This is a genomic window from Paraburkholderia terricola (genome assembly GCF_900142195.1).
Lineage (GTDB): Bacteria > Pseudomonadota > Gammaproteobacteria > Burkholderiales > Burkholderiaceae > Paraburkholderia > Paraburkholderia terricola.
On record NZ_FRAB01000006.1, the window covers coordinates 26,187 to 48,877 of the forward strand.

A 22,691-nucleotide genomic window follows, 5' to 3' on the forward strand; every position below is an offset into this window, starting at 1 on the left:
GATTCCACGCCTGTGCTCAGCGGCCGAAACCGTTTGACGCATCCGCGCGGTCTTGCGCGGCCTCGTCGTCTTCTTCCGCTTCGTCGTGCTCGCCATTTTTCAAGCGATGCTCCGAGCCACGCTCGATGAACGCGCGCGGACTCGCGCCGAACGCGCGCCGGAACATCGCCGAAAACGCGCTCTGGCTTTGGTAGCCCAACTCCAGCGCGACATGCGAGAGCGGCCGCCCCTGGCTCAGCAGCGGAATCGCCCGCGCCAGGATCGCCTGCTGACGCCACTGCGAAAAGCTCACGCCGAGTTCCTGGCGAAACAGCCGCGCAATCGTGCGCGTACTCGCGCCCACGCTGGACGCCCAATACTCGAGCGATTCGCCATGAGTCGGGTCTGCGATCACCGCCTCGCACAGCGCACGCAGACGCTTTTCGTTGGGCATCGGCACGGAAAGCGGCAGCGGCTCCGAACGCGTCAGCTCGTCCAGAGCGAGGGCGCCGAGCAACTGCTCGCGCGTTGCCGAAATATCGGGCGCGTCGAGCGCGGCAATCACTTCACGCAGCAGATTCGACACTTCCACCACGCGCGGCGTGTCGAGCCCGGCCGGCACCGTGCTGTCGGTGATATAGAGCGTGCGCAAGAAGGCGTCTTCGACGGCGACGACTTCATGGGTCACGTGCGGCGGCACCCAGATGGCCCGCGAGGGCGGCACCATCCATGTCGTGCCGGTCGTCGCGACCCGCAGCACGCCGCGCGACGCATAGGCCACCTGTGCCCACGCATGCGTATGACGCGCGAAGCGCGAGCCCGCGGGCATCAGCCGCGAGCGCACGCGGATCGGATGCGTTGGCGTCGGCTGGAATTCGGGCGGAATGTCGGCGAAGTGCACGAGGCTCGACGGACCAGAGTCGGCGGACGAAGTCATGACAAAGATCGATCCAGATGACGAAACTCAAGAAGCGCGAAACCAGCAAGCGCGACACCCATCGAAGCGTGAGCGCATGAAAACCCGGAACCGTGCGAGCTTCTCATTGTAGGTGTTGCTCGCGGTCCGCCGTTGCATAATGTGCCGATTGCATGGGTCGCCGCCCAACGCAAACCACCCGAACACCATTCAAGGAGAGCACACGACGATGCAGACTGTCTTCGTATACGGCACGTTGCGGGCCGGTGAAGTGAACGACATCCGCGCCGCCGCCGCGCGTAACGACATTGCCGAGCCGAATCTGCTCGGCAGCGCCACGGTCCGCGGCCATCTGTTCGACTTTGGTTTGTATCCCGGCCTCGTCGTCGACGAAGCGGGCGTGGAGGTCAAGGGCGACGTCTACGAAATCGACGATGAGCTCATCGCCGTGCTCGACGAAATCGAAGCGGTCTATCCCGGTGTGGAAGAGCGTTTCGTCGCGCGCGACGTGATGGTGAAAGTGGACGGCAACGTGGTGAACTGCCGCTTCTATCCGGTCGCGCCCAATGCGGTGAAGGGGCTTCCCGAAATCAGATCGGGTGATTGGGTCGAGTACCGCAACACGCGATAGCGCGGGCGCACGACGCGTGCATGGCAAGTTAAAAAAACGGCCCGACAGGCATGCGCCTGGCGGGCCGTCGGCGGGTCGGTCTTGCGGCTCAAGCCGCTTTCATGTCGTACCCGATGGCGAAAGCGGGCTTACTGCCGAGCTTCGAGAGCCGCCTCAAATTTCCTCGTACAACGGCAGCGTCAGGAAGTCGGTGAACTGTTCCGACGTCGACATCTGCTCGAAGATCTGCGCGGCGCGTTCGTAGGGCTTCGTGTCGCCGCCCACCGCCTGCTTCACCTTGTCGAGCTCCTCAGCCGACAGCTCACGCACCAGTTCGACCGTCACCTTGCGGCCGTCGTCGAGCTTGCCCTTCGGCGAGCGAATCCATTGCCATACCTGCGAGCGCGAGATTTCCGCGGTGGCGGCGTCTTCCATCAGATTGTGAATCGGCACGCAGCCATTGCCCGCGAGCCACGAGCCCAGGTAGTGAATGCCGACATTGATGTTGTTGCGCAGACCGCCTTCGGTGATCGGCGCTTCGGGACGGAAGTCCATCAGGTCGGTCGCCGTGACGAGCACGTCGTCGCGTTGCTTGCCGATCTGATTGGGCTTGTCGCCGAGCACCTTGACGAATTCCTCCATCGCGATCGGCACGAGACCCGGATGCGCGACCCAGCCGCCGTCGTAACCGTCGCCGGCGTCGCGCGCCTTGTCGGAGCGCACGCCGGCCATGGCCTTGTCGTTCGCCGCCGGATCGTTCTTGATCGGGATCAGCGCGCTCATGCCGCCGATGGCCGGCGCATTGCGGCGATGGCAGGTCTTCAGCAACAGCAGCGCATACGCACGCATGAACGGCGCGGTCATCGTGATCCGCGAGCGGTCGGCGAGGCAGAAGTCCTTGTCGCTTCTGAACTTCTTGATCGCCGAGAAGATGTAGTCCCAGCGCCCGGCGTTCAGCCCCGAGCTATGCTCGCGCAATTCGTACAGGATCTCGTCCATTTCGAACGCGGCGAGGATCGTTTCGATCAGCACGGTCGCGCGGATCGTGCCGCGCGGCACGCCGACCGCTTCCTGCGCCGCGACGAAGATGTCGTTCCACAGACGCGCTTCCAGATGGCTTTCCATCTTCGGCAGATAGAAGTAGGGGCCCGAGCCGCGCGCGATCAGTTCCTTCGCGTTGTGCACCATGAACAGCGCGAAATCGAAGATGCCGCCCGATACGCGCTTGCCGTCCACCTTCACGTGCTTCTCGTCCAGATGCCAGCCGCGCGGACGCACGATCAACGTGGCGACCTTGTCGTTCAGCCTGTATGACTTGCCGTTCTGTTCGAGCGAGATCGTGCGGCGCACCGCATCCCGCAGATTGATGTGACCGGTGATCTGGTTATCCCAGCTCGGCGCATTCGAATCCTCGAAATCGGTCATGTATGAATCGGCGCCCGAGTTCAGCGCGTTGATGATCATCTTGCGCTCCACCGGCCCGGTGATTTCCACGCGCCGGCATTGCAGGTCTTGCGGCAGCGGCGCGATGGTCCAGTCGCCGTCGCGCACGCTTCGGGTTTCGGCGAGGAAGTCGGGACGCTCGCCGGCGTCGAGCCGCTTGGTGCGCTCCGCGCGCGCCTGCAACAACTGCTGGCGGCGCGGTTCGAACGTGCGATGCAGCGCGGCGACGAGTTCGAGCGCCTCGCGCGTGAGAATCGCTTCATAGCCCGGCTCGATTTCAGCCGTGATTTCCATGCCCTGGGGCAGCGACAACGATGACAGCGGATTCGCCATGATTTCTCCTTGGTCGGTCAGATTGCAAAAATGCGGATGTTCAGATGCGGTTGCGTGCGTTTGAAATGCGGGTGTCGTGGGTCCGGGTGGCGGCCGTCATGCGCCAGGGCCGTGGCGCGTGCGGTTGCCGCCGGGGTTGCCACTGCCGCTCGTGCGAGCGGGCGGCGCGAGCGTCGCCAGAAAAGCGAGCAGATCGTTCATGCCCGCGCCGACGCCATGCGGCGCGACGCCCAACTCCTCAGCGGGCGCATTCTGGCGGTTGAGCCAGAAAGCGGTGAAGCCGAACCACGCCGCGCCCGCCACGTCCCACCCGTTCGACGATACGAAGACGATCTCGCGCGGCTGCGCGCCGAACGCTTGCGTGGCAAGGCCATAAGCGGCGGGCGAGGGTTTGTAGGCGCGCACGGCGTCGACGGAAAGAACGTGATCGAACAAGCCCGTCATGCCGGCGCTCTTCAACGCGATGTCGAGCATTTGCGGGTTGCCGTTCGAAAGGATCGCGAGCCCGGCGCGTGAGCCGGCTTGCGCGCCCGGGGTCGGCGGCGATGCGGATGCAGAAGCCGCGTCGCGCAACAGACGCAACGCGGGCATCGCATCGGGGAAGGCGGACAGGCACGTATATTCGTCCATCAGACGCTTTTCGGCCGCGCGCCCCAGCGTGAGCTGAAGCTTGCGCGCGGAAAAGCGCAACGCATCGAGCGTGATGTCCCAGAACGGCCGGTAGTGCGCACCGGGTGCGTCGGCCGGAGCGGCCAGCGTGCGCAACTGCGTGTATTCGATCTGCTTTTGTCGCCACAACTGCGAAAGCGCGTCGCCGTGGCCGGGGAATAGTTGCTCCGCGGCGGCGATCACCGAATGCACGTCGAAAAGCGTGCCGTAGGCGTCGAAAATCACTGCTTTTGGGGAGAGTGTCGTTGTGGCCGACATTGCCGTGCACTCCTGTCAGAGGTCGAGACGGATTGTATTAGTGATGCCTTACGCTAAAAAAGAGGCTGAATATCACTTGATCTTTTACTTTCACCCACCTAATCTCACGCGCATCGACCACTTTCCACACCGCTGCGCCCAGCCCTCATGGATCGTTTCAAGCAGATCGAGACTTTCGCCGCCGTCGCGGCCAAGGGCAGCCTCTCCGCCGCGGCGTCCGCCGAAGGCGTCGCGCCGGCGATCATCGGCCGCCGCATCGACGCGCTCGAAGAGCGCCTCGGCGTCAAATTGCTGGTGCGCACCACCCGCAAGATCACGCTGACCTTCGAAGGCTCCGCCTTTCTCGAGGACTGCCAGCGCATCATTCACGATATGCAGAACGCCGAGGCGAGCGTGTCGGCGGGCGGGGTGAAGGCGAGCGGCCATTTGCGGCTGTCGGCGCCGGCCGGGTTCGGGCGCAAGCACGTGGCGCCGCTGGTGCCGGCTTTCACCGTCGCGCATCCCGACGTCTCGATCACGCTCGATCTCTCCGACCGGCTGGTGGATCTCGTCAACGAGGGTTTCGATTGCGCGGTGCGTCTGGGCGAATTGCCGGATTCGTCGCTGGTGTCGCTCAAGTTGGGTGAAAACCGCCGCGTCTGTGTGGCTTCGCCGTCGTATCTGAGCCGGCGCGGCGCGCCGCACACACTGGCCGATCTCGCGCATCACAACTGTCTCGCGCTCGGCGCGAGCGCCAATCAGCAGCGCGGCTGGATGTTCCAGCAGGGCGACAAGGTGGTGTCGATCAAGGTGTCCGGCACGATGGAATGCTCGGACGGCGCGGTGCTGCACGACTGGTGCCTCGAAGGCCATGGGCTCGCGTGGCGTTCGTGGTGGGAGGTCGGCACCGACATCGCCGCCGGGCGCCTCGTGAGCGTGCTCGACGAATTCGCCGCACCGCCGATCGGCATCCACGCGGTGTTTCCGCAGCGTCGCCATCTGCCGCTGCGGGTCAGGCTGTTTCTGGATTTTCTCAAGCATACATACGGCCATCCCGATTACTGGGGCTGACGCCGGGCGGCGTGTCGCGCGCCTCGCATACCCGCGCAGGGGTTTCCGATATGCGAACAGACCCTGAACCCAACGCGTGTGTGCGTTTCCGCGCACTACAATCGATTGAAGCGGTTCGTCTGCCGCGCTTCGTTTGGCGCTGACGCCGCGCTGCGCGCAGCCGGCGACGGAGGGCATCATGTTCAGGCACATCCTGGTTCCGACCGATGGTTCCGACCTGTCACGCAAGGCGATCGACGGCGCGATCGATCTCGCGCAGGCGGTCGGCGCGCGCATCACGGCCTACGCGTGTCTGCCGCAATATCCGTACTCGCCTTTCGCCGATGTGGTGGTCGAGCCGCCGTCCGAGTTCCTGCAGCGCAGCGAGCGCGAAGCGCAGGCGCATTTGCGCGAGGTGGAACTGGCGGCGCGGCGGGTCGGCGTCGCATTCGACAGCCGCACCAGCGTGCACCCGGCGCCGTACCTCGGCATCATCGAGGCGGCCGAGCAGGGCCGCTGCGACGTGATTTTCATGGCGTCGCACGGGCGTCGCGGACTCGGCAGTCTGCTGATCGGCAGCGAAACACAGCGGGTGCTCACGCATACCAAGATTCCGGTGATCGTGTATCGCTGAATGGCTTGGGCGAGGTCCGCTTTCCGCGGCCTGAAGGAAACGCGCCGGCCGTCCAGGCCGGCGCGCCCCTGGTCGCCGCACGATGCGCCGTGCCGGCTTGGTCTCCGCTCTTCCCAACGTTCCCAGATTTCAGTCACAAGGCGCGATCCGTTTACGCCTCGTGGCTTCTCCTCCCTGACGGCGGCCCTCTGACGGGGCCGCTTTTTCGTCTTTGCCTTGCCGTTGCCGCGATCAGACGCGGTGTCCGATTACGCGACTTTCTTGTCGAAGAACTGCTCGTCTTCGGTCGAGCCGTGCAGCGCGGTGGTCGAGGCATCGCGTTCGACCGTTTGCGTGACCGCGTCGAAGTAGCCGGTGCCGACTTCCCGCTGATGCTTGACGGCGGTGAAGCCCTTTTCGGCCGCGGCGAATTCGGCCTGCTGCATTTCGACGAACGCGGTCATCTGGTTGCGGGCATACCCGTGCGCGAGGTTGAACATCGAGTAATTCAGCGCGTGGAAGCCGGCCAGCGTGATGAACTGGAACTTGTAGCCCATCGCGCCGAGCTCGCGCTGGAATTTGGCGATGGTGGCGTCGTCGAGATTCTTCTTCCAGTTGAACGACGGCGAGCAGTTGTACGACAGGAGCTGGTCCGGAAACTCCTTGTGGATCGCGTCGGCGAATTTCTTCGCGAATTCGAGGTCGGGCTTGCCGGTTTCGCACCAGATCATGTCGGCAAACGGCGCGTAGGCGAGGCCACGCGAAATCGCCTGTTCGAGACCCGGCTTGGTGCGGTAGAAACCTTCGACCGTGCGCTCGCCGGTCAGGAACGGCTTGTCGTTTTCATCGACGTCCGAGGTGATCAGATCGGCGGCTTCCGCGTCGGTGCGCGCGAGCAGCACCGTCGGCACGCCGGAGACGTCGGCGGCGAGACGCGCGGCGGTCAGCTTGGCGATGTTCTCGCGAGTCGGCACGAGCACCTTGCCGCCCATGTGGCCGCACTTCTTGACCGACGCGAGCTGGTCCTCGAAGTGCACGCCTGCGGCGCCCGCTTCGATCATCGCCTTCATCAGTTCGAAGGCGTTGAGCACGCCGCCGAAACCGGCTTCAGCGTCGGCCACGATCGGCGCGAAGTAGTCGATGTAGCCTTCGTCGCCCGGATTCTTGCCTTCCGACCACTGGATCTGGTCGGCGCGCGTCAAGGTATTGTTGATGCGCTTCACGACGAGCGGCACCGAGTTCGCCGGATACAGCGACTGGTCCGGGTACATTTCGCCGGCGACGTTCGCGTCGCCCGCCACTTGCCAGCCCGACAGATAAATTGCCTTCAGGCCCGCCTTGACCTGCTGCATCGCCTGGTTGCCGGTCAGCGCGCCGAGCGAGTTCACGAACGGCTCGTTAATGACGCTTTCCCACAGCTTTTCCGCGCCGCGCTTGGCAAGCGTGTGCTCCACTTGAACCGAACCGCGCAGGCGGACCACGTCTTCGGCGGCGTAGGTGCGCTTGACGCCCTTCCAGCGCGGATCGGTGGCCCATTGCTGTTGAAGTTGCCTGGCTTGTTCTTCACGGGACATGGTGTGCTCCTTGGTTGCCTGTAATGGATGGGTGATTCTGTCTTCTCGAAGCGGCTGGCCGGAGGCGGGGACTTTCCGGCGTTTCGTTTCGTGAAGTCTTATATAAGAGTCTAGGCAAACCGCTGGTCGCGCGACAGTCGCGGTGAAGTGTTTTTGGAATATTTGTTTATGTTTAAAATCAACGGCTTGCACGAATCTTTCCGCATTAAGAAACGTCTTTTTCCATCTTGCAATAGCCTGTCTTGTGCTTTGCAGCACGATTTTTTACGACGCAAAAAAATTTTCCACATCGTGAAATATGGGCGCCCACCCAAACGCGGACGAAAAAAAACCGGCGCCTGAGCACCGGTTTCTTTTGACTCCTCGGAAGGCGCGGGGCCGTCCGGGTTTTTTCATGCTGACTTTCGTGCTGCTTTCCGCACGAGCCATGCAATGGCCGGTTGCCCGAAGGCGCCCGGCCTCATGCCGTTAGCTGCCGCGACGCGCCGTGCGCGGGCCGTCGCTGCGGCGTGCGCCGAAGCCGCCGTCACGCGAACCGCCGTAGCCTTCACGCGAACCGCCGCCAGCCGACTTGCCGGCCCAGCCGCCGCCGTTGCCGCTACCGCTGCGTGCACCGCCGCCGTTGCCGGCCGGCTTGCCCGCGCCGCTGCCGCTACCGAAGCGACGGCCGCCGCCGTTGCCGCCGCCCGGACGGCCGCGGCCGCCAAAGCCAGGACGACCCGTGCCCGACGGAGCCGACTTGCGCGGCTCGAAACCCTCGACGACGTTGACCGCCAGCGGAGTGCGCACGAAGCGCTCGATGCGCTTCAACGCGCCCTGTTCCGCGTGATGCACGAGGCTCACCGCGATACCCGAGCGGCCCGCACGGCCGGTACGGCCGATACGGTGCACGTAGTCTTCAGCGAACTTCGGCAGATCGTAGTTGAACACGTGCGTGATGCCCGGAATGTCGATGCCGCGAGCGGCGACGTCCGTTGCCACCAGCACGCGCACCCGGCGCTCGCGCAGTGCGCGGATCGTGCGGTTGCGTGCGCCTTGCGGCAGGTCGCCGTGCAGCGCGGCCGATTCGAAACCGGCGTCGGCCAGGCGGCCGGCCAACTGGTCGGCGTCCATCTTGGTTGCCGTGAAGACGATAGCCTGATCGAGGCCGGCGTCGCGCAGCAGATGGTCCAGCAGGCGATCCTTGTGATCGCGGTCATCCACGTAGTGGACGGTTTGCGCGATGTTGGTGCGCTGTTCGAGGCGCTGAACGATCTCGATACGCTCCGGATCTTTCAGCAGGCGGCCGGTCAGCGAGCCGATCTTGCCGTCGAGCGTGGCCGAGAACAACATGGTTTGACGCGTGGCCGGCGTGGCCGCGACGATCGTTTCGATGTCTTCGATGAAGCCCATGTCGAGCATGCGGTCGGCTTCGTCGAGCACGAGGATCTGCAGTTGCGACAGATCGATGCGACCGCGCTCCAGGTGGTCGATCAGACGGCCCGGCGTGGCGACCAGGATTTCCGGGTTCTTCGCCAGCAGCATCAACTGTTGGCCGTAAGCGACGCCGCCCAGAATGCTGACGGTGCGCAGACGCTTGAGGTGCTTGCCGTACGTGGCGGCGGCGGTCGTGACCTGCATCGCCAGTTCGCGAGTCGGCGTCAGCACCAGCATGGTCGGACGGGCAACCGGTTGCGGACGGCGCGTGCGGGCGCCGTCAGCCGGACGCGGTTCGCGCGGCTGGCTGGCTTGCGCCTTTTGCAGTTGCGAGAAACGCTCGATGGCGGGCAGCATGAACGCGGCGGTCTTGCCCGAACCGGTCGGGCTCGAGACCATCAGGTCGCGGCCGGCGATAGCGGCCGGGATGGCGCGTTGCTGAACCGGCGTCGGGTTCTGATAGCCAGCGGCGGTCAGCGCGGAGACGACGTCCGCGGACAGACCGAGCGACGCGAACGTCGGGCCGGTGGGCTCAGCCGCGACAGCCGCGACGGCTTCCGGAGCGGCAGCAGCGGCTGCGGCTTGCACGGGTGCGTCGGCGAGACCGAGGGCTTGATCGGCGATGGCGTTCAACGGGCTGCTGGAGGTATTGCTCGAAGTCATGTGAATCCTTAAAACACAGGGAATTAAAACGTCGGCGCCAATCGGCATACCCAAGTCGTCGGATTCAGCGAGCAAAGAAGCAGCGAGCAAATCGAAAAACGGGGGCAGCTCGCAGCAATGAAGGCGAGCTTTTCGTTAGAAGCTGTATCGGATGCGACATGCCAACACGGCGTGCCGCCAGCCTGGGACATGATCGCCCGTAGGGGGCTAGGCAGGAGGGGACAGGTTCTAAACTGGATTGGAGCTAAACGCTACGAGGCGCTGCGCCGCAAGGGCCGCTAGGAGAAAGCCGGGCAAAGCAGTGAAGCGCAGGCGGCATTGTATCGACTTTTGTTGCACCGCGCCACTGTTAGGACGTTTCTTACTGAAAAAGTTTGCTCGGGCTGCTAGCGGGTTGCCGCCTGACGCCGATTGGCTGGCGAATCGGCCCGTCAGAGCGGGCTGATCACACGACGCCGTTATGTCGATGCGGCCGGCTTACGCCGATGCGCCGCTTTTGAGCGATTCGACGAGTTCCACGTATTGCTGCTTCGCGGCGTCCCGATCGGTGCCCTTGAGCGTCGCCCAGGCGTCGTACTTGTATTTGCCGACGATATCGGTAAAGCCCGGTTTGTCGCCGTGCACGTCGCCTTCGGTGGCCTGCTTGAAGAGTGCATAGAGACGCAGCAGAGTGAGATTGCCAGGACGCTCGGGCAGTTGCTTGACGTCTTCCTGGGCTTGAGTGAATTGCGCGTTGATGTCGGTCATTGTTGTTTTGCCTCCGGGCGGGTTGGGGTGGGTTGGGCTGACGATCATAACAACTGGATACCGCCGCGTGCCCGAGGGCGCACTCCAAACACCGGCCGATGCCAGGCGCGCGTGGGCGTCCCAAAACCGCATCCGCGTGCGCGGTGCCGATTACAATACCGTCCATGACTCAAACTGTGCTCCTCGCCCTCGATACCTCGACCGAATTCTGCTCGGTGGCGCTGTTATCGGCCGCGGCCGGCGCGCCGGGCCACTCGTCCGCGCAGCCTCATATCTGGTTGCGCCATGAGCAGACCGGCGCGGTCTCGAGCACGCGTCTGCTGCCCGCCATCCGCGAACTGTTCGACGAAGCGGGCCTTAAGCTGGCCGATTGCCACGCCATTGCGTTCGGCTCCGGTCCCGGCTCGTTCACGGGTTTGCGCACGGCGACCGGCGTCGCTCAAGGTCTCGCGTTCGGCCTGAACCTGCCGGTGGTGCCGATCAGCACGCTGCTGGCCTGCGCGGAGAGCGCCAGGCTGCGCGACCCGTCGGCCACGCGCGTGCTGGCCGCCCTCGACGCCCGCATGGACGAAATCTATTGGGCCGACTACGCGTGGGACGACGCGCAAGGCGAATGGCGCACGCTCCAGGCGGCTTCGCTGGATACGCCGGACCGGCTGGTCTTGCCCGACGTCCCCTTCACGCTCGCGGGCAATGCCGCGGCGGCCTTCGGCGCGCGGCTACCCGCCGTTGCCGCCGCGCGAACCGTCGACGGCGAAGCACTGCCGCACGCCGTGCCTCTGGCGCACGCGGCGCTGCGCGCGTTGCGCGCCGGCCGCACGGTGCCCGCGGATCAGGCCGCGCCGGAATACGTGCGCGACAAGGTCGCGCAAACCACGGCGGAGCGCGTCGCCGATAAAGCGGCCAAGGCCGGGCAAGCCGCGAGGCTCGCGCACGAAGCGCGGCAGGGCGAGGCCGGGCAATGAGCGGCGTGTTGCTGGCGGACCGCTATATGTCGCCGATGACCGAGGGCGATCTCGACGAGGTCGCGGCCATCGAAAAGCTTGCTTATGAATTCCCCTGGAGCCGCGGTAATTTCGGCGATTCGCTGCGCAACGGCTATTTCGGCGTCTGTCTGCGGCACGTCACGGGTACGCTGATCGGCTATTGCGTATTGATGCCGGTGGTCGATGAAATGCATCTGCTCAACTTATGTGTGACGCCCGCCGCGCAGGGCGCCGGCGCCGGGCTCGCGCTGCTGCGCGAGGCGGTGCGCATCACGCGCGCCGAGAAACTCGAAGGCCTGCTGCTCGAAGTGCGACCGTCGAATCATCGGGCGATCCGGCTTTACGAACGTTTTGGCTTTGCGTCGATCGGCCGGCGCAAGAATTATTATCCGGCGCGGCATCGCAGCCGGGAGGACGCCATCGTGATGCGTTACTCGTTTGCCACGGAGGGCGCAGATGGCGCTGCATGAATCGGTACTGGAAGAGTTTGGGCTGACGCCGCTGTGGGTGCGGCGCGGAATGGCGGCGGCGCGGGAAGCGGTCGCCGAGGCCGGCGTCGAGCCGGATGCCGCGGCGTTAGCGGAGCACGGCGCGCGCGGTGACGATCAACGCTTCGCGGCGCGCGAGCCGGCTTCGGTTGGGCGCGAGCAGGGCGGCAGCCAGTCCGCTCGCACGGAGAGCGCCGAGCGGCCCGCGATGCGCGCGGGCGAAACCCGGCCCGTCGGCTCCGCGCAAGCGGAGGTCGAGCGGCGTGGGGCGAATCGTGCGGAGCCGTCGTCACAGTCGGGCGAACCGCGCGGTCGGTTCGACCGCGAGGCTTCGGCACGCACAAGCGAGTCGGCGCCGCCGACGCAGGCTGGCGGGCAGGCCGAGCGTCGCGCGCCGTTGGCGGAACCGCGTCAGCCGCAATCACCGCGGTCCGGCGCTGCCGAGCGGGCGCAATTCGACGCGCCGCCCGACGACGATTTCGCGTGGTTCGACGATCTGCCCACCGACGCGCACGTCGCCGCCGAAGCCCGCCATGAAACCCCCGAACCGCCCGCGATCCACACGCTCGACTGGGACTCGTTGAGCGAGCGCGTCGCCGGCTGTCAACGCTGCCGGCTGTGCGAGAAGCGCACGAACACGGTGTTCGGTGTCGGCGATCGCAACGCCGACTGGATGCTGATCGGCGAAGCGCCCGGTGAAAACGAAGACCGTCTCGGTGAGCCGTTCGTCGGCCAGGCCGGCAAGCTGCTCGACAACATGCTGCGATCGCTCACGCTCGCGCGCGACGCCAACGTCTATATCGCGAATGTGATCAAGTGCCGCCCGCCCGGCAACCGCAATCCCGAGCCGGACGAGGTCGCGCGTTGCGAGCCGTATCTGCAACGCCAGGTGGCGCTGGTCAAGCCGAAGCTGATCGTCGCGCTGGGCCGCTTTGCCGCGCAAAGTCTGCTGAAAACCGACGCGAGCATTTCGTCGCTGCGCGGCCGCGTGCACGAATACGAGGGCGTGCCGGTCATCGTCACCTATCACCCGGCGTATCTGCTGCGCAGCCTGCCCGACAAGGCGAAGGCGTGGGCCGACCTGTGCCTCGCGCGCGATACGTGGCGCGCGGCCGGCGGCGCGTCGTCGAACGTGGCGCAGTGATGGCCTCGGACGGGCCGACGGCGGCCCCCGCCGCCGCGCCCGGCGCTTATGCCGCGCTGCTGGATCCATTGCTCGCTTCGTTGCGTGATGCGGCGGTGCGCGATCTCGCGTGGCTGCTGCTGAGCGCCGATCTGTTGCGCGCGCAGCCGCCAGTGGGCGCGCTCGCGAATCCTTTCGAAACGCCGCTCGAAGCCGCCGCCACCGTCGACTGGCTGCGCGCGCTCGACGCCGCGCCAGAACCCTTGCATCGCGATCTCGCGGCGACGCGCGTCACGCGTCTGGGCCGCTACGCCGAACGTCTGCTCGCGTGGTTTTTGCAGCATGGACCGGCGGCGCGGCTGGTCGCGGCGAGTGTGCCGCTGCGGCGCGCGGGCGTCACGCTCGGCGAATGCGATTTCCTCGTGCAGACGCAACAGGGCGCGCGGCAGCATTGGGAACTGGCCGTGAAGTGCTATCTGCACGCCGGCGAAGGGCGCGCGCGCCTCGCGGATTACGTCGGCCCGAATCTGAAAGACCGCTTCGATCTGAAGCTGGCGCATGTGCTCAATCATCAGTTGCCGCTGAGCGCGCGCGAAGAGTTCGCGTCGGTCGGCCACGAAGGGCCGTGGGCGCCGCGCATGTTCATCAAAGGCTGGCTGTTTTACCGGCATGGCGAGACGCCGTCCGATCCCGTGGAGCTCGATCCGGCGCATGGACGCGGCTGGTGGGTGACACGCGGCGATTGGCCGGCTTTCGCGGCCGCGCATGGACAAAGCTGGCGTGTGTTGCCCCGGCTCGAATGGCTCGCGCCGCGGCATCACGAACGAGATGAGGCGCGGTCCGCGGGTGGTGCTTTCGTCGACGCCGAATCACTCGCGGCGCAAATCTCGCATCAGCCTGGACCGACGATGGTCGCCGCGTTTGTCTCCGACGGCACGGGCGCGTCGATCGAGCGCTCGCGTGGATTCATCGTGCCGGACGAGTGGCCGGAGCAGGCGCGGAACTACGCGCGGCAATAGCGATAGCGACAGCAACGGTAACGGCAACCGCGCAAGGCGCGCCATGTCGCCAGTCGCGTTACCACCACCGATAAAAATGATGCACCGGCCCGACGCCGCTGCCGACGTCGAGCTGATCGCTCGCCTGCAACGCGCCTGTCAGATACTGCTTGGCGTCGGCCACGGCGCTCGCCAGGTCGCCGCGTTGCGGAATCAGCGCCGCGATCGCCGACGACAGCGTGCAGCCCGTGCCGTGCGTGTTCTTCACCGGCACGCGTGGGCCGCCAAGACGCAGCGAGCCGTGCTCCTCGATGAGCCAGTCGGGACTATCCGCCGCGCTCAGATGACCGCCCTTCATCAGCACCGCGCGCGCCCCGAGCGCGCGCAGCGCTTCGCCTTGCGCGACCATGCCGGCTTCGTCGGCCGCGGGCTGCACGCCGAGCAAGGCGGCGGCTTCCGGCAGATTGGGCGTGAGCAGGTCGGCGAGCGGCAGCAGTTCGTCGCGCACCACCGCGACCGCATCGGGCAGCAGCAGCGCGTGATTGCTCTTCGAGATCATCACCGTGTCCAGCACGATGTGCTTCGGCTTGTGCCGGCGCAGCGCATCGGCGACCACGCGCGCGATCGGCGCATTCGCGAGCATGCCGATCTTCACGGCGTCGATACGGATATCGTCGAACACCGCGTCGAGTTGCGCGGTAACGAACGCGGGGTCCGGCGCGTGAATCGCCGTGACGCCGCGCGTGTTCTGCGCGGTGAGCGCGGTGATCACGCTCGCGCCGTAGGCGCCGAGCGCCGAGAAGGTCTTCAGATCGGCCTGAATGCCGGCGCCGCCGCCGGAATCGGAACCGGCGATCGTCAGCACATTCGGAATCGGTTGAGTCATGGCAAGGCGGGAAGGTGGAGGGCGCGGACATGACGGGAGCGGGGCCCCCGCCGCGGGTCAATGCTTGACTTCGCCGATCAGCGCGACGGAGTCGAACGCGCGCTGATTCGCCTGGTGACGGCGCATCACGACCCACATCATCAGGCAGACGAAGGTGCCGAACAGCACGATCACCGCCGCGACCGGCACGTCGAGCCACACCAGCACCGCGTACAGGCACAGCATGACGAGCACCGAGAGATTTTCGTTGAAGTTCTGCACGGCGATGGAGTGACCCGCCGACAACAGCACATGGCCGCGATGCTGCAGCAGCGCATTCATCGGCACGACAAAAAAGCCCGAGAGGCCGCCGACGATCATCAGGAAGATGTACGCGACAATCAGGTAGCCCGGCACGTGCACGCGGCCGAAATACAGCCCCCAATGCGCGGGGAACAGATCGCGCGTATAGAACGCCATCAGCATCACGGCGGCGCCCATGATGATGCCGACCGGCAGCACCGAGAGCGACTTCTTCAACGGCACGCGCGAGGCCGCGAAGATCGCGCCGGCCGCCACGCCGACGGCGACCACCGCCTGCAGGACCGCCGCTTCCGAGAGCGACATGTTGAGCGACACTTCGGCCCACTTCAGCACGATGAATTGCAGCGTTGCGCCCGCGCCCCAGAACAGCGTCGTCACGGCGAGCGAAATCTGGCCGAGCTTGTCACGCCACAGCACGACGAAACAGTCGGCGAAATCGGTGACCAGTTTGATCGGGCCGCGTTCCTGTTTCGGATAACGCGCGCCGGTGTCGGGAATGCGCAGATTGAACAGCGCGGCGATCACGTAGATTCCCATGATGATCAGCATGGCCGCTTCGGCTGGCGTGTTGACGGTGGGAATGTGGTGCCTGAGGATCGGTGCTGCAATGTGCGGGCTGATCAGCGCGCCGCCGAGCACGGTGCCGAGAATGATCGAGCCGACCGTGGTGCCTTCGATCCAGCCGTTCGCGGCGACCAGCCGGTCAGGCGGCAGCAGTTCGGTGAGAATGCCGTACTTGGCCGGCGAATAGGCCGCCGCGCCAAAGCCGACGATGCCATACGCGAGCAGCGGATGCGCGCCCGCCAGCATCGTGAGGCAACCGACCACCTTGATGGTGTTGGTGATGAACATCACGTGCCCTTTGGGACGCGAGTCGGCGAAGGCGCCCACGAAAGCGGCAAGAACGACGTACGACAGCACGAAGAACAGCTTGAGCAGCGGCGTCATCCAGTTCGGAGCGTGGAGATCTTTCAGCAGTGCGATAGCGGCGATCAGAAGCGCATTGTCGGCCAGCGACGAGAAAAACTGCGCGGCCATGATGGTGTAAAAACCTTTTTTCATCTGATGCGATGCTGTCCTCGCTGCGGCCTGTCCGCCCCGGCCGCGTGCAAGGCGTCCGGGCTTATGCCGTTCGAAATGGGTTGTGCGCACGGCTTTATATCATGAAAATAGATGGATTCGGACTAGCAGAATCCTTGATCGCACCGCCCAGCGGCGGACTGGCATTGAAAACGCCCTGTAAGCCGCTGATTCGCAAGCGTCTTTACGAAAATATCCCATGCCGCGCCCCCTCTCAGCCACGATTCATACCTCCGCACTCGCCAATAACCTCGCCGTCGCCCGGCGCTACGCGCCAAAGTCGAAGATCTGGGCCGTCGTGAAGGCGAACGCTTACGGGCACGGCCTCGCGCGCGCTTTTCCGGGCCTGCGCGCAACCGACGGCTTCGGGTTGCTGGACCTCGAAGAAGCCGTGAAGTTGCGTGAATTAGGGTGGGCCGGCCCAATTTTATTGCTCGAAGGCTTTTTTCGTCCGACCGATATCGACGTGATCGACCGCTACAGCCTGACCACGGCGCTGCACTCGGACGAACAGTTGCGCATGCTTGAAATGGCGCGCCTCTCCAAGCCCGTCAACATCCAGTTGAAGATGAACAGCGGCATGAACCGCCTCGGCTACACGCCGGAAAAATTCCGCGCCGCATGGGAGCGCGCGCGCGCCTGCCAGGGCGTCGGCCAGATCACGTTGATGACCCACTTCGCGGACGCCGACGGCGAACGCGGCGTCGCGCATCAGATGGACGCCTTCGAGCGCGGCGCGCAAGGCATCGCCGGCGCGCGCAGCCTCGCCAATTCGGCGGCCACGCTGTGGCATCCCGAAACGCACTTCGACTGGGTGCGTCCGGGCATCATTCTGTACGGCGCGTCGCCCTCGGGCGTGACGGCCGCGATCGCGGGCACCGGGCTGCAGCCGGCCATGACGCTCAGTTCGGAATTGATCGCCGTGCAAACCATCGGCGAAGGCCAGACGGTCGGCTACGGCTCCTTGTTCAAGGCGCGCGCGCCGATGCGCATCGGCGTGGTGGCCTGCGGCTACGCGGACGGCTATCCGCGCATCGCCCCGGAAGGCACGCCGGTGATCGTCGACGGCGTGCGCACGCGGGTCGTCGGGCGCGTCTCGATGGACATGCTCACGGTCGACCTGACGCCGATCCCGACCGCCAACGTCGGCTCGCGCGTCGAGTTGTGGGGCGCCTCGCTGCCGATCGACGACGTCGCGCAGGCATGCGGCACGATCGGCTACGAGCTGATGTGCGCGGTGGCGCCGCGCGTGCAGGTGCGCGCCGAGTAGGCGGTTTCTTCCGGTAGCGCGTGCGGCGTTTGCACACCGACGGGCGAGCCGCCAATGGCGGTCCGCGTATATCGGCTCGGTGGCCGCATGGGTTGCCGACCAATCACTCGCCGAACTCTCCTCACCGAGCCCACCCTCCCAAGAACAGCAATACAGGCAATCGCGCGTGGCTAAACCGAAGACGTTGTACATCTGCAGTGAATGCGGCGGGCAATCGCCGAAATGGGCCGGTCAATGCCCGTCATGCAATGCATGGAACACGCTGGTGGAATCGGTCGCGGAAACGCCGTCCACCCACCGCTTCCAGTCGCTCGCGAAGAGCGCGCCCGTGCGGCGTCTCGCCGACATCGAGGCGTCCGACGTGCCGCGCTTTTCCACTGGCGTGAGCGAATTCGACCGCGTGCTGGGCGGCGGCCTGGTGCCGGGCGGCGTGGTGTTGATCGGCGGCGATCCGGGCATCGGCAAATCGACGCTGCTGCTCCAATCGCTCGCGGAAATCGCTGCGCACAAACGCGCGCTGTATATCAGCGGCGAGGAATCGGCCGCGCAGATCGCGTTGCGCGCGCAGCGGCTTTCGTTGCTGGAGCCCGGCTCGAAGGCGAGCGAGCTGCAACTGCTCGCGGAAATCCAGCTCGAAAAAATCCAGGCGACGATCGCCGAGCAACGGCCCGACGTCGCCGTGATCGATTCGATTCAGACCGTTTATTCCGATGCGCTGACTTCCGCGCCCGGCTCGGTCGCACAGGTTCGCGAATGCGCGGCGCAATTGACGCGGATCGCCAAGCAGACGGGCACCACGATCATCATGGTCGGCCACGTGACCAAGGAAGGCGCGCTCGCGGGGCCGCGCGTGCTCGAACATATCGTCGACACGGTGCTGTACTTCGAGGGCGACACGCATTCGTCGTACCGGCTGGTGCGCGCGATCAAGAACCGCTTCGGCGCGGTCAACGAACTGGGCGTGTTCGCGATGACCGAGCGCGGCCTGCGCGGCGTCGCCAATCCGTCGGCGCTGTTTCTGTCGCAGCATGAGCAGTCGGTGCCGGGTTCGTGCGTGCTGGTCACGCAGGAGGGCACGCGGCCGTTGCTGGTCGAGGTGCAGGCGCTGGTGGATTCGGCCAACGCGCCGAACCCGCGGCGGCTCGCGGTGGGCCTCGAGCAGAACCGGCTCGCAATGCTGCTGGCCGTGCTGCATCGGCACGCCGGCATTGCCTGTTTCGATCAGGATGTGTTCCTCAACGCGGTGGGCGGCGTGAAGATCAGCGAGCCCGCCGCCGACCTGGCCGTGCTGTTCTCGATTCATTCGTCGATGCGCAACAAACCGCTGCCCAAGGGACTCGTCGTATTCGGGGAAGTGGGGCTGGCCGGCGAGATCCGGCCGTCGCCGCGCGGTCAGGAGCGGCTGAAGGAAGCCGCCAAACTGGGCTTCTCCGTCGCGGTCATTCCGAAGGCCAATGCGCCGAAGCAGCCGATCGAAGGCTTACAGGTCGTTGCGGTCGAGCGTATCGAACAGGCTATCGACCGGGTTCGCACGCTCGAATAGACGGGGCTTGCGCGCCCGTGCGCGCTGGCGCGACCCGTAATGCGCGGTAAATATCTCCATATTGGTTGTAACCCATCGGACATTCCTTTTTCCTAAGCTGCGGGGATATTGCATCCCTTCTGATGCCCGAAAAAGGATCGCGCCTTGAAACAGTCATATGAAACCGTGGCCGAGCGGCCGATGCAGGTGCGCGGTTGCCGCGTCTCCGAGCCTATTCGCCAGCCTTGGGGCGGTGCTTGCCGGATCGTCGAATGGATCGATACGGCGGGGCAGATTTCGCGGGGCGTGGTCGCCGAGCACGCCACGGCCGCCGAGGTGCGAGCCACGATCAATCGTCACGTGGAAGGCCGCAAGCATCTGCTGTACGACGATGAAAAGACACCGCGTCAGACCTTGCCGCGGCAGACGCCGGCACGGCGCTGATGGTTCGGGGCAGCGGCGTTTGCCTGAACTGCGCGGTGGTAAGCGCTGCATGACTGCCGAGCCGGTCGACCTGGCTTTTGCCTCACGCCGGTCGAACGCTCCGTTCAACCGATAAACCGGTCGTCGGCTTCCGCTTCGTTTTCGCCGCCGCTCGCCGCCGCGAGAGCTTGCGGATCGAACAGCGGGTGCCGCGCGGCTTCCGCCGGCGTCAGCACCGGCGACACGCAGCAGCCGAGCGGCTCCAGCAACCGCACCCATTCCTCCAGCGCACGCTTGCCGATCATGTCGGCGAGTTCCTGCGTTAGCGCGGCGGCGTCCGGGCCGCCGATCGCCTGGCCGAGACTCCAGTGGCGCGTCGCCCATTCGGGCCGGTCGAGCGCCATGCACAGCGTTTCCCAGAACTTCAGTTCGAGCGCGCCGACCGCGAGCCAGCGGTTATCGAGCGTGCGGTACAGGTTGTAGCAGGGCACCCCGCCATTCAGCAGACCGCCGCCGGCTGCCGGCGCGGCGCCGTCATTGACGAGCCCGACTTGCGCGACGATGTTATGCGCATGCGTGACGTGCGCCATCGATACGTCGATGAAGCGGCCCGCGCCGCCGCGCGACACGTGCCATAACGCGGCGAGAATCTGCGTGACCGCGCTCAGCGCGCCGCCGAGCAGATCCGCGATCTGGAAATTCGGCAGGATCGGCGTGCCGTCGCGGCTCGCCAGTTGATCGAGCACGCCCGCATAGCCGATGTAGTTCAGGTCGTGGCCGGGATGGTCGACGAATGGGCCGCTCGTGCCATACCCGCTGATCGCGCAGTAGACGAGCCGGGGATTGGCCGCGCGCAGCGTTTCATAGCCGACGCCGAGGCGCTCCATCACGCCTGGCCGAAAACTCTCGATCAGCACGTCGGCTTCGGCGGCGAGCGCGCGCAACACGTTGCGTCCCGCCTCTGATTTGAGGTCGAGGCGCGTTTCGCGCTTGCCGCGATTCACCAGCCGGTAAAACGCGCCGGGCCGTCCGGCCACGCGGTCGCTCGACGACTGCATCATCGCGCGGGTGGGGTCGCCGGCGCCGGGCGCCTCGATCTTCAGCACGTCCGCGCCGAGTTCGGCAAGCCGCAACGCGGCGACCGGACCGGGCAGCAGGCGCGTCAGGTCGAGCACGCGCAAGCCTTGCAGCGCGGGCGGCACCGATGACGGCCCGGACGACACCCCGGATGATGTCGCAGATGACAAAGCCAACCTCCCGTCGATGCCGGTGCGGACCGCAAGCGGCGTGCCGCTAGCCGATCTGTTCGAGTTCCTCGTGAATCTCGAGCCATTCGGCTTCGAGCGTTTCGAGGCGTGCGTTCACGTCTGCCTGACGGCGGATTGCCTCCGTCAGCCTGCTTTTCTGCTCGGGCTCATAACTCGCCGGATCGACGACGAACACATCGAGCGCCGCCTTCTCCGCGTTGAGCGCGTCCATTTCCTTTTCGATCTTCGTGACGCGGCTTTGCAGCGGCTTTTTCAGGTGCGCGAGTTTTTGGCGCGTCTCCGCTTCGAGGCGCCGCTGTTCCTTGCGGTTCACGCCGCCGTCGGCGGCACTGTCCGCACCGTTCGCACCACTGGATGCGTTGCCCGCCTTGAGCGCCGCGCGCTGTTCGGCGGCATGTTGCAGCAGCCAGTCGCGGTAGTCGTCCAGATCGCCGTCGAATTCCTGCAGGCGGTGTTTCGCGACCAGCATGAACTGATCGGTGGTGGCGCGCAGCAAATGCCGGTCGTGCGACACGAGAATCAGCGTGCCTTCGAACTGCGCGAGCGCCATGGTGAGCGCGTGGCGCGTTTCGAGGTCGAGGTGATTGGTCGGCTCGTCGAGCAGCAGCAGGTTCGGCTTTTGCCAGATGATCAGCGCCAGCGCGAGGCGCGCTTTTTCGCCGCCGGAGAATGGCGCGATCTTCGAGGTCGCCATTTCGCCGGAAAAATTGAAGCTGCCGAGGAAGTCGCGCAATTCCTGTTCGCGCGTATCGGGCGCGAGGCGCGCGAGGTGCTGCAACGGCGTGTCGTCCGGGCGCAGCGTTTCGAGCTGATGCTGCGCGAAGTAGCCGATGCGCAGCCCCTTGCCTTCGCGCACCTGGCCGCCGAGCGCTTCGAGCGTGCCGGCGAGCGTCTTGATCAGCGTCGACTTGCCCTGGCCGTTCGCGCCGAGCAGGCCGATGCGCTGGCCGTTCTGGATCGACAGCATCACATGATCGACGATCGGAATCTCAATGCCGTCGCTACGATAGCCGCAGCGCACGTCTTCCATCACCATCATCGGATTGGGCGCCGAATCGGGCGTGCGGAATTCGAACGTGAACGGCGAGGACGCGTGCGCGGGCGCGATCAGCTCCATCTTTTCCAGCGCCTTCACGCGGCTTTGCGCCTGGCGCGCCTTGGTGGCCTGCGCCTTGAAGCGGTTGATGTAGCTCTGCAGATGCTCGACCGTGCGCTGCTGCTTTTCATACGCGCTCTGCTGCAAAGCGATCTGCTGCGCGCGCAGCACTTCGAATTGCGAGTAGTTGCCGCCATAGCGCCTGATCTGCTGTTTTTCCAGATGCAGCGTGACGTTGCAGACCGAATCGAGAAACTCGCGGTCGTGCGAGATCACGATCAGCGTGCCGGGATAGCGATGCAGCCAGTCTTCGAGCCAGATGATCGCGTCGAGATCCAGGTGATTGGTGGGTTCGTCGAGCAGCAGCAGGTCGGAACGGCACATCAGCGCCTGCGCCAGGTTCAGCCGCATGCGCCAGCCGCCCGAGAAGCTGCTGACCGGCTCGCGGGTCTGTTCGAGCGTGAAGCCGAGGCCGAGCAGCAAGGCTTCGGCGCGCGCGGGTGCGGTGTAGCCGTCGGCGTCCGCAAACGCGGCGTGCGCTTCGCCTTCGGCCGCGCCGTCGTGCGCGGCGGAGGCCTCGGCAATGCACGCTTCGATCGCGCGCAAGGCGGCGTCGCCGTCGAGCGTGTAGTCGAGCGCGGTTTTGTCTGCGGCGGGGGTTTCCTGCGCGACGTGCGCGATCTGCCAGGTGGGCGGGATCGAAAAATCGCCGCCGTCCGCATGCAGTTCGCCGAGCAGCACGGCAAACAGCGTCGACTTGCCCGCGCCGTTCGCTCCCACCAGGCCGGCTTTTTCGCCGGGGTTGAGCGTGAACGTGGTGTTGTCGAAGAGCGGCTTGGTGCCGCGCGCGAGGCTGAACTGGTTAAAGCGGATCACGAAGAGGCCGGCTGAAGAAAACCGCTATTTTAGACCGCCGGGGCCGGCGCCGGGCGCTCAAGCGGCATCGGCCATTCGGCCGACTGTATCGGCACGGCTTTTGGCATAGACTGACGGCTTTC

The 22,691-nt window shown here is 65.6% G+C and carries 20 protein-coding genes; 10 read left to right on the forward strand and 10 right to left on the reverse strand.

Going from position 1 to position 22,691, the window contains the following annotated elements; all coding sequences use genetic code 11:
- Positions 1 to 16 precede the first annotated feature (16 nt).
- Entirely contained in the window at positions 17 to 916 is a 900-nt protein-coding gene (locus tag BUE39_RS07105; protein WP_073427949.1) for an AraC family transcriptional regulator, read from the reverse strand.
- 208 nt (positions 917 to 1,124) lie between these two features.
- On the opposite strand from BUE39_RS07105, the gene BUE39_RS07110 reads away from it, so the two are divergent.
- Complete coding sequence (locus BUE39_RS07110) at positions 1,125 to 1,526, forward strand: gamma-glutamylcyclotransferase family protein (RefSeq protein WP_073427950.1); 402 nt, start codon at positions 1,125 to 1,127, stop codon at positions 1,524 to 1,526.
- Positions 1,527 to 1,679: 153 nt separating this feature from the next.
- Here the strand turns inward: BUE39_RS07110 and aceB are convergent, their stop codons facing one another.
- Both aceB and BUE39_RS07120 read right to left on the reverse strand, forming a co-directional pair.
- Positions 1,680 to 3,281, reverse strand: coding sequence for a malate synthase A (gene aceB, locus BUE39_RS07115; protein WP_073427951.1), 1,602 nt, complete (start codon positions 3,279 to 3,281; stop codon positions 1,680 to 1,682).
- A gap of 96 nt (positions 3,282 to 3,377) precedes the next feature.
- Positions 3,378 to 4,208: a (S)-2-haloacid dehalogenase gene (locus BUE39_RS07120; protein WP_073427952.1), complete on the reverse strand. Its 831-nt coding sequence runs from the start codon at positions 4,206 to 4,208 to the stop codon at positions 3,378 to 3,380.
- A gap of 147 nt (positions 4,209 to 4,355) precedes the next feature.
- On the opposite strand from BUE39_RS07120, the gene BUE39_RS07125 reads away from it, so the two are divergent.
- Together BUE39_RS07125 and BUE39_RS07130 are read left to right on the forward strand one after the other, a co-directional pair.
- Positions 4,356 to 5,258 (forward strand): LysR family transcriptional regulator, encoded by a 903-nt coding sequence (locus BUE39_RS07125; protein ID WP_073427953.1) that lies wholly within the window; start codon positions 4,356 to 4,358, stop codon positions 5,256 to 5,258.
- Between the two features lie 178 nt (positions 5,259 to 5,436).
- On the forward strand, positions 5,437 to 5,871 hold the full coding sequence (locus BUE39_RS07130; protein WP_073428103.1) for a universal stress protein: 435 nt from the start codon (positions 5,437 to 5,439) through the stop codon (positions 5,869 to 5,871).
- A 248-nt stretch (positions 5,872 to 6,119) separates the two neighbouring features.
- Here BUE39_RS07130 and aceA read toward each other — a convergent pair whose 3' ends face one another.
- From aceA to BUE39_RS07145, 3 genes are all read right to left on the reverse strand, one after another.
- Positions 6,120 to 7,424 carry an isocitrate lyase gene (gene aceA, locus BUE39_RS07135; protein ID WP_073427954.1) on the reverse strand — a complete coding sequence of 435 codons (1,305 nt, stop codon included), beginning with the start codon at positions 7,422 to 7,424 and terminating at the stop codon, positions 6,120 to 6,122.
- Positions 7,425 to 7,892: 468 nt separating this feature from the next.
- Positions 7,893 to 9,503, reverse strand: a complete 1,611-nt coding sequence (locus BUE39_RS07140) for a DEAD/DEAH box helicase (protein ID WP_073427955.1) — start codon at positions 9,501 to 9,503, stop codon at positions 7,893 to 7,895.
- A gap of 477 nt (positions 9,504 to 9,980) precedes the next feature.
- Positions 9,981 to 10,250 (reverse strand): acyl-CoA-binding protein, encoded by a 270-nt coding sequence (locus BUE39_RS07145; protein WP_073427956.1) that lies wholly within the window; start codon positions 10,248 to 10,250, stop codon positions 9,981 to 9,983.
- Between the two features lie 164 nt (positions 10,251 to 10,414).
- Between BUE39_RS07145 and tsaB the strand changes: the two genes are divergently transcribed.
- The 4 genes from tsaB to BUE39_RS07165 are packed head-to-tail and all read left to right on the forward strand — an operon-like array spanning position 10,415 to position 13,866.
- Positions 10,415 to 11,215: a tRNA (adenosine(37)-N6)-threonylcarbamoyltransferase complex dimerization subunit type 1 TsaB gene (tsaB, locus tag BUE39_RS07150; RefSeq protein ID WP_073427957.1), complete on the forward strand. Its 801-nt coding sequence runs from the start codon at positions 10,415 to 10,417 to the stop codon at positions 11,213 to 11,215.
- Positions 11,212 to 11,706 (forward strand): ribosomal protein S18-alanine N-acetyltransferase, encoded by a 495-nt coding sequence (gene rimI, locus BUE39_RS07155; RefSeq protein ID WP_073427958.1) that lies wholly within the window; start codon positions 11,212 to 11,214, stop codon positions 11,704 to 11,706. Before tsaB ends, rimI begins: the two co-directional genes overlap by 4 nt.
- Positions 11,693 to 12,868, forward strand: coding sequence for a uracil-DNA glycosylase (locus tag BUE39_RS07160; protein WP_073427959.1), 1,176 nt, complete (start codon positions 11,693 to 11,695; stop codon positions 12,866 to 12,868). Before rimI ends, BUE39_RS07160 begins: the two co-directional genes overlap by 14 nt.
- A complete protein-coding gene (locus tag BUE39_RS07165; RefSeq protein WP_073428104.1) occupies positions 12,868 to 13,866 on the forward strand; it encodes a DUF1853 family protein in 999 nt (332 codons plus the stop codon). Before BUE39_RS07160 ends, BUE39_RS07165 begins: the two co-directional genes overlap by 1 nt.
- A gap of 58 nt (positions 13,867 to 13,924) precedes the next feature.
- Here BUE39_RS07165 and thiD read toward each other — a convergent pair whose 3' ends face one another.
- The gene (gene thiD / locus BUE39_RS07170; protein WP_073427960.1) at positions 13,925 to 14,731 is read right to left on the reverse strand and encodes a bifunctional hydroxymethylpyrimidine kinase/phosphomethylpyrimidine kinase; all 807 of its coding nucleotides are present in this window, start codon (positions 14,729 to 14,731) and stop codon (positions 13,925 to 13,927) included.
- Positions 14,732 to 14,788: 57 nt separating this feature from the next.
- Entirely contained in the window at positions 14,789 to 16,096 is a 1,308-nt protein-coding gene (gene lplT, locus BUE39_RS07175; protein ID WP_073427961.1) for a lysophospholipid transporter LplT, read from the reverse strand.
- Positions 16,097 to 16,313: 217 nt separating this feature from the next.
- Between lplT and alr the strand changes: the two genes are divergently transcribed.
- From alr to BUE39_RS07190, 3 genes are all read left to right on the forward strand, one after another.
- The gene (alr, locus tag BUE39_RS07180; RefSeq protein WP_073427962.1) at positions 16,314 to 17,384 is read left to right on the forward strand and encodes an alanine racemase; all 1,071 of its coding nucleotides are present in this window, start codon (positions 16,314 to 16,316) and stop codon (positions 17,382 to 17,384) included.
- A 166-nt stretch (positions 17,385 to 17,550) separates the two neighbouring features.
- A complete protein-coding gene (radA, locus tag BUE39_RS07185) occupies positions 17,551 to 18,927 on the forward strand; it encodes a DNA repair protein RadA (protein WP_073427963.1) in 1,377 nt (458 codons plus the stop codon).
- A 144-nt stretch (positions 18,928 to 19,071) separates the two neighbouring features.
- On the forward strand, positions 19,072 to 19,350 hold the full coding sequence (locus BUE39_RS07190) for a DUF2866 domain-containing protein (RefSeq protein ID WP_073427964.1): 279 nt from the start codon (positions 19,072 to 19,074) through the stop codon (positions 19,348 to 19,350).
- Positions 19,351 to 19,454: 104 nt separating this feature from the next.
- Here the strand turns inward: BUE39_RS07190 and BUE39_RS07195 are convergent, their stop codons facing one another.
- Positions 19,455 to 20,519, reverse strand: coding sequence for a CaiB/BaiF CoA transferase family protein (locus BUE39_RS07195; RefSeq protein ID WP_073428105.1), 1,065 nt, complete (start codon positions 20,517 to 20,519; stop codon positions 19,455 to 19,457).
- Positions 20,520 to 20,622: 103 nt separating this feature from the next.
- A complete protein-coding gene (locus BUE39_RS07200) occupies positions 20,623 to 22,569 on the reverse strand; it encodes an ATP-binding cassette domain-containing protein (RefSeq protein ID WP_073427965.1) in 1,947 nt (648 codons plus the stop codon).
- Between the last annotated feature and the right edge of the window lie 122 nt (positions 22,570 to 22,691).

What these genes read in the sequence shown, in the direction of transcription:
- BUE39_RS07105 (WP_073427949.1), bottom strand. Translation starts at nt 916, where the DNA reads ATGACTTCGTCCGCCGACTCTGGTCCGTCGAGCCTCGTGCACTTCGCC.
- thiD (WP_073427960.1), bottom strand. Translation starts at nt 14,731, where the DNA reads ATGACTCAACCGATTCCGAATGTGCTGACGATCGCCGGTTCCGATTCC.
- tsaB (WP_073427957.1), top strand. Translation starts at nt 10,415, where the DNA reads ATGACTCAAACTGTGCTCCTCGCCCTCGATACCTCGACCGAATTCTGC.
- BUE39_RS07160 (WP_073427959.1), top strand. Translation starts at nt 11,693, where the DNA reads ATGGCGCTGCATGAATCGGTACTGGAAGAGTTTGGGCTGACGCCGCTG.
- rimI (WP_073427958.1), top strand. Translation starts at nt 11,212, where the DNA reads ATGAGCGGCGTGTTGCTGGCGGACCGCTATATGTCGCCGATGACCGAG.
- BUE39_RS07130 (WP_073428103.1), top strand. Translation starts at nt 5,437, where the DNA reads ATGTTCAGGCACATCCTGGTTCCGACCGATGGTTCCGACCTGTCACGC.
- BUE39_RS07110 (WP_073427950.1), top strand. Translation starts at nt 1,125, where the DNA reads ATGCAGACTGTCTTCGTATACGGCACGTTGCGGGCCGGTGAAGTGAAC.
- BUE39_RS07145 (WP_073427956.1), bottom strand. Translation starts at nt 10,250, where the DNA reads ATGACCGACATCAACGCGCAATTCACTCAAGCCCAGGAAGACGTCAAG.
- BUE39_RS07125 (WP_073427953.1), top strand. Translation starts at nt 4,356, where the DNA reads ATGGATCGTTTCAAGCAGATCGAGACTTTCGCCGCCGTCGCGGCCAAG.
- alr (WP_073427962.1), top strand. Translation starts at nt 16,314, where the DNA reads ATGCCGCGCCCCCTCTCAGCCACGATTCATACCTCCGCACTCGCCAAT.
- BUE39_RS07120 (WP_073427952.1), bottom strand. Translation starts at nt 4,208, where the DNA reads ATGTCGGCCACAACGACACTCTCCCCAAAAGCAGTGATTTTCGACGCC.
- aceA (WP_073427954.1), bottom strand. Translation starts at nt 7,424, where the DNA reads ATGTCCCGTGAAGAACAAGCCAGGCAACTTCAACAGCAATGGGCCACC.
- BUE39_RS07140 (WP_073427955.1), bottom strand. Translation starts at nt 9,503, where the DNA reads ATGACTTCGAGCAATACCTCCAGCAGCCCGTTGAACGCCATCGCCGAT.
- aceB (WP_073427951.1), bottom strand. Translation starts at nt 3,281, where the DNA reads ATGGCGAATCCGCTGTCATCGTTGTCGCTGCCCCAGGGCATGGAAATC.
- BUE39_RS07165 (WP_073428104.1), top strand. Translation starts at nt 12,868, where the DNA reads ATGGCCTCGGACGGGCCGACGGCGGCCCCCGCCGCCGCGCCCGGCGCT.
- lplT (WP_073427961.1), bottom strand. Translation starts at nt 16,096, where the DNA reads ATGAAAAAAGGTTTTTACACCATCATGGCCGCGCAGTTTTTCTCGTCG.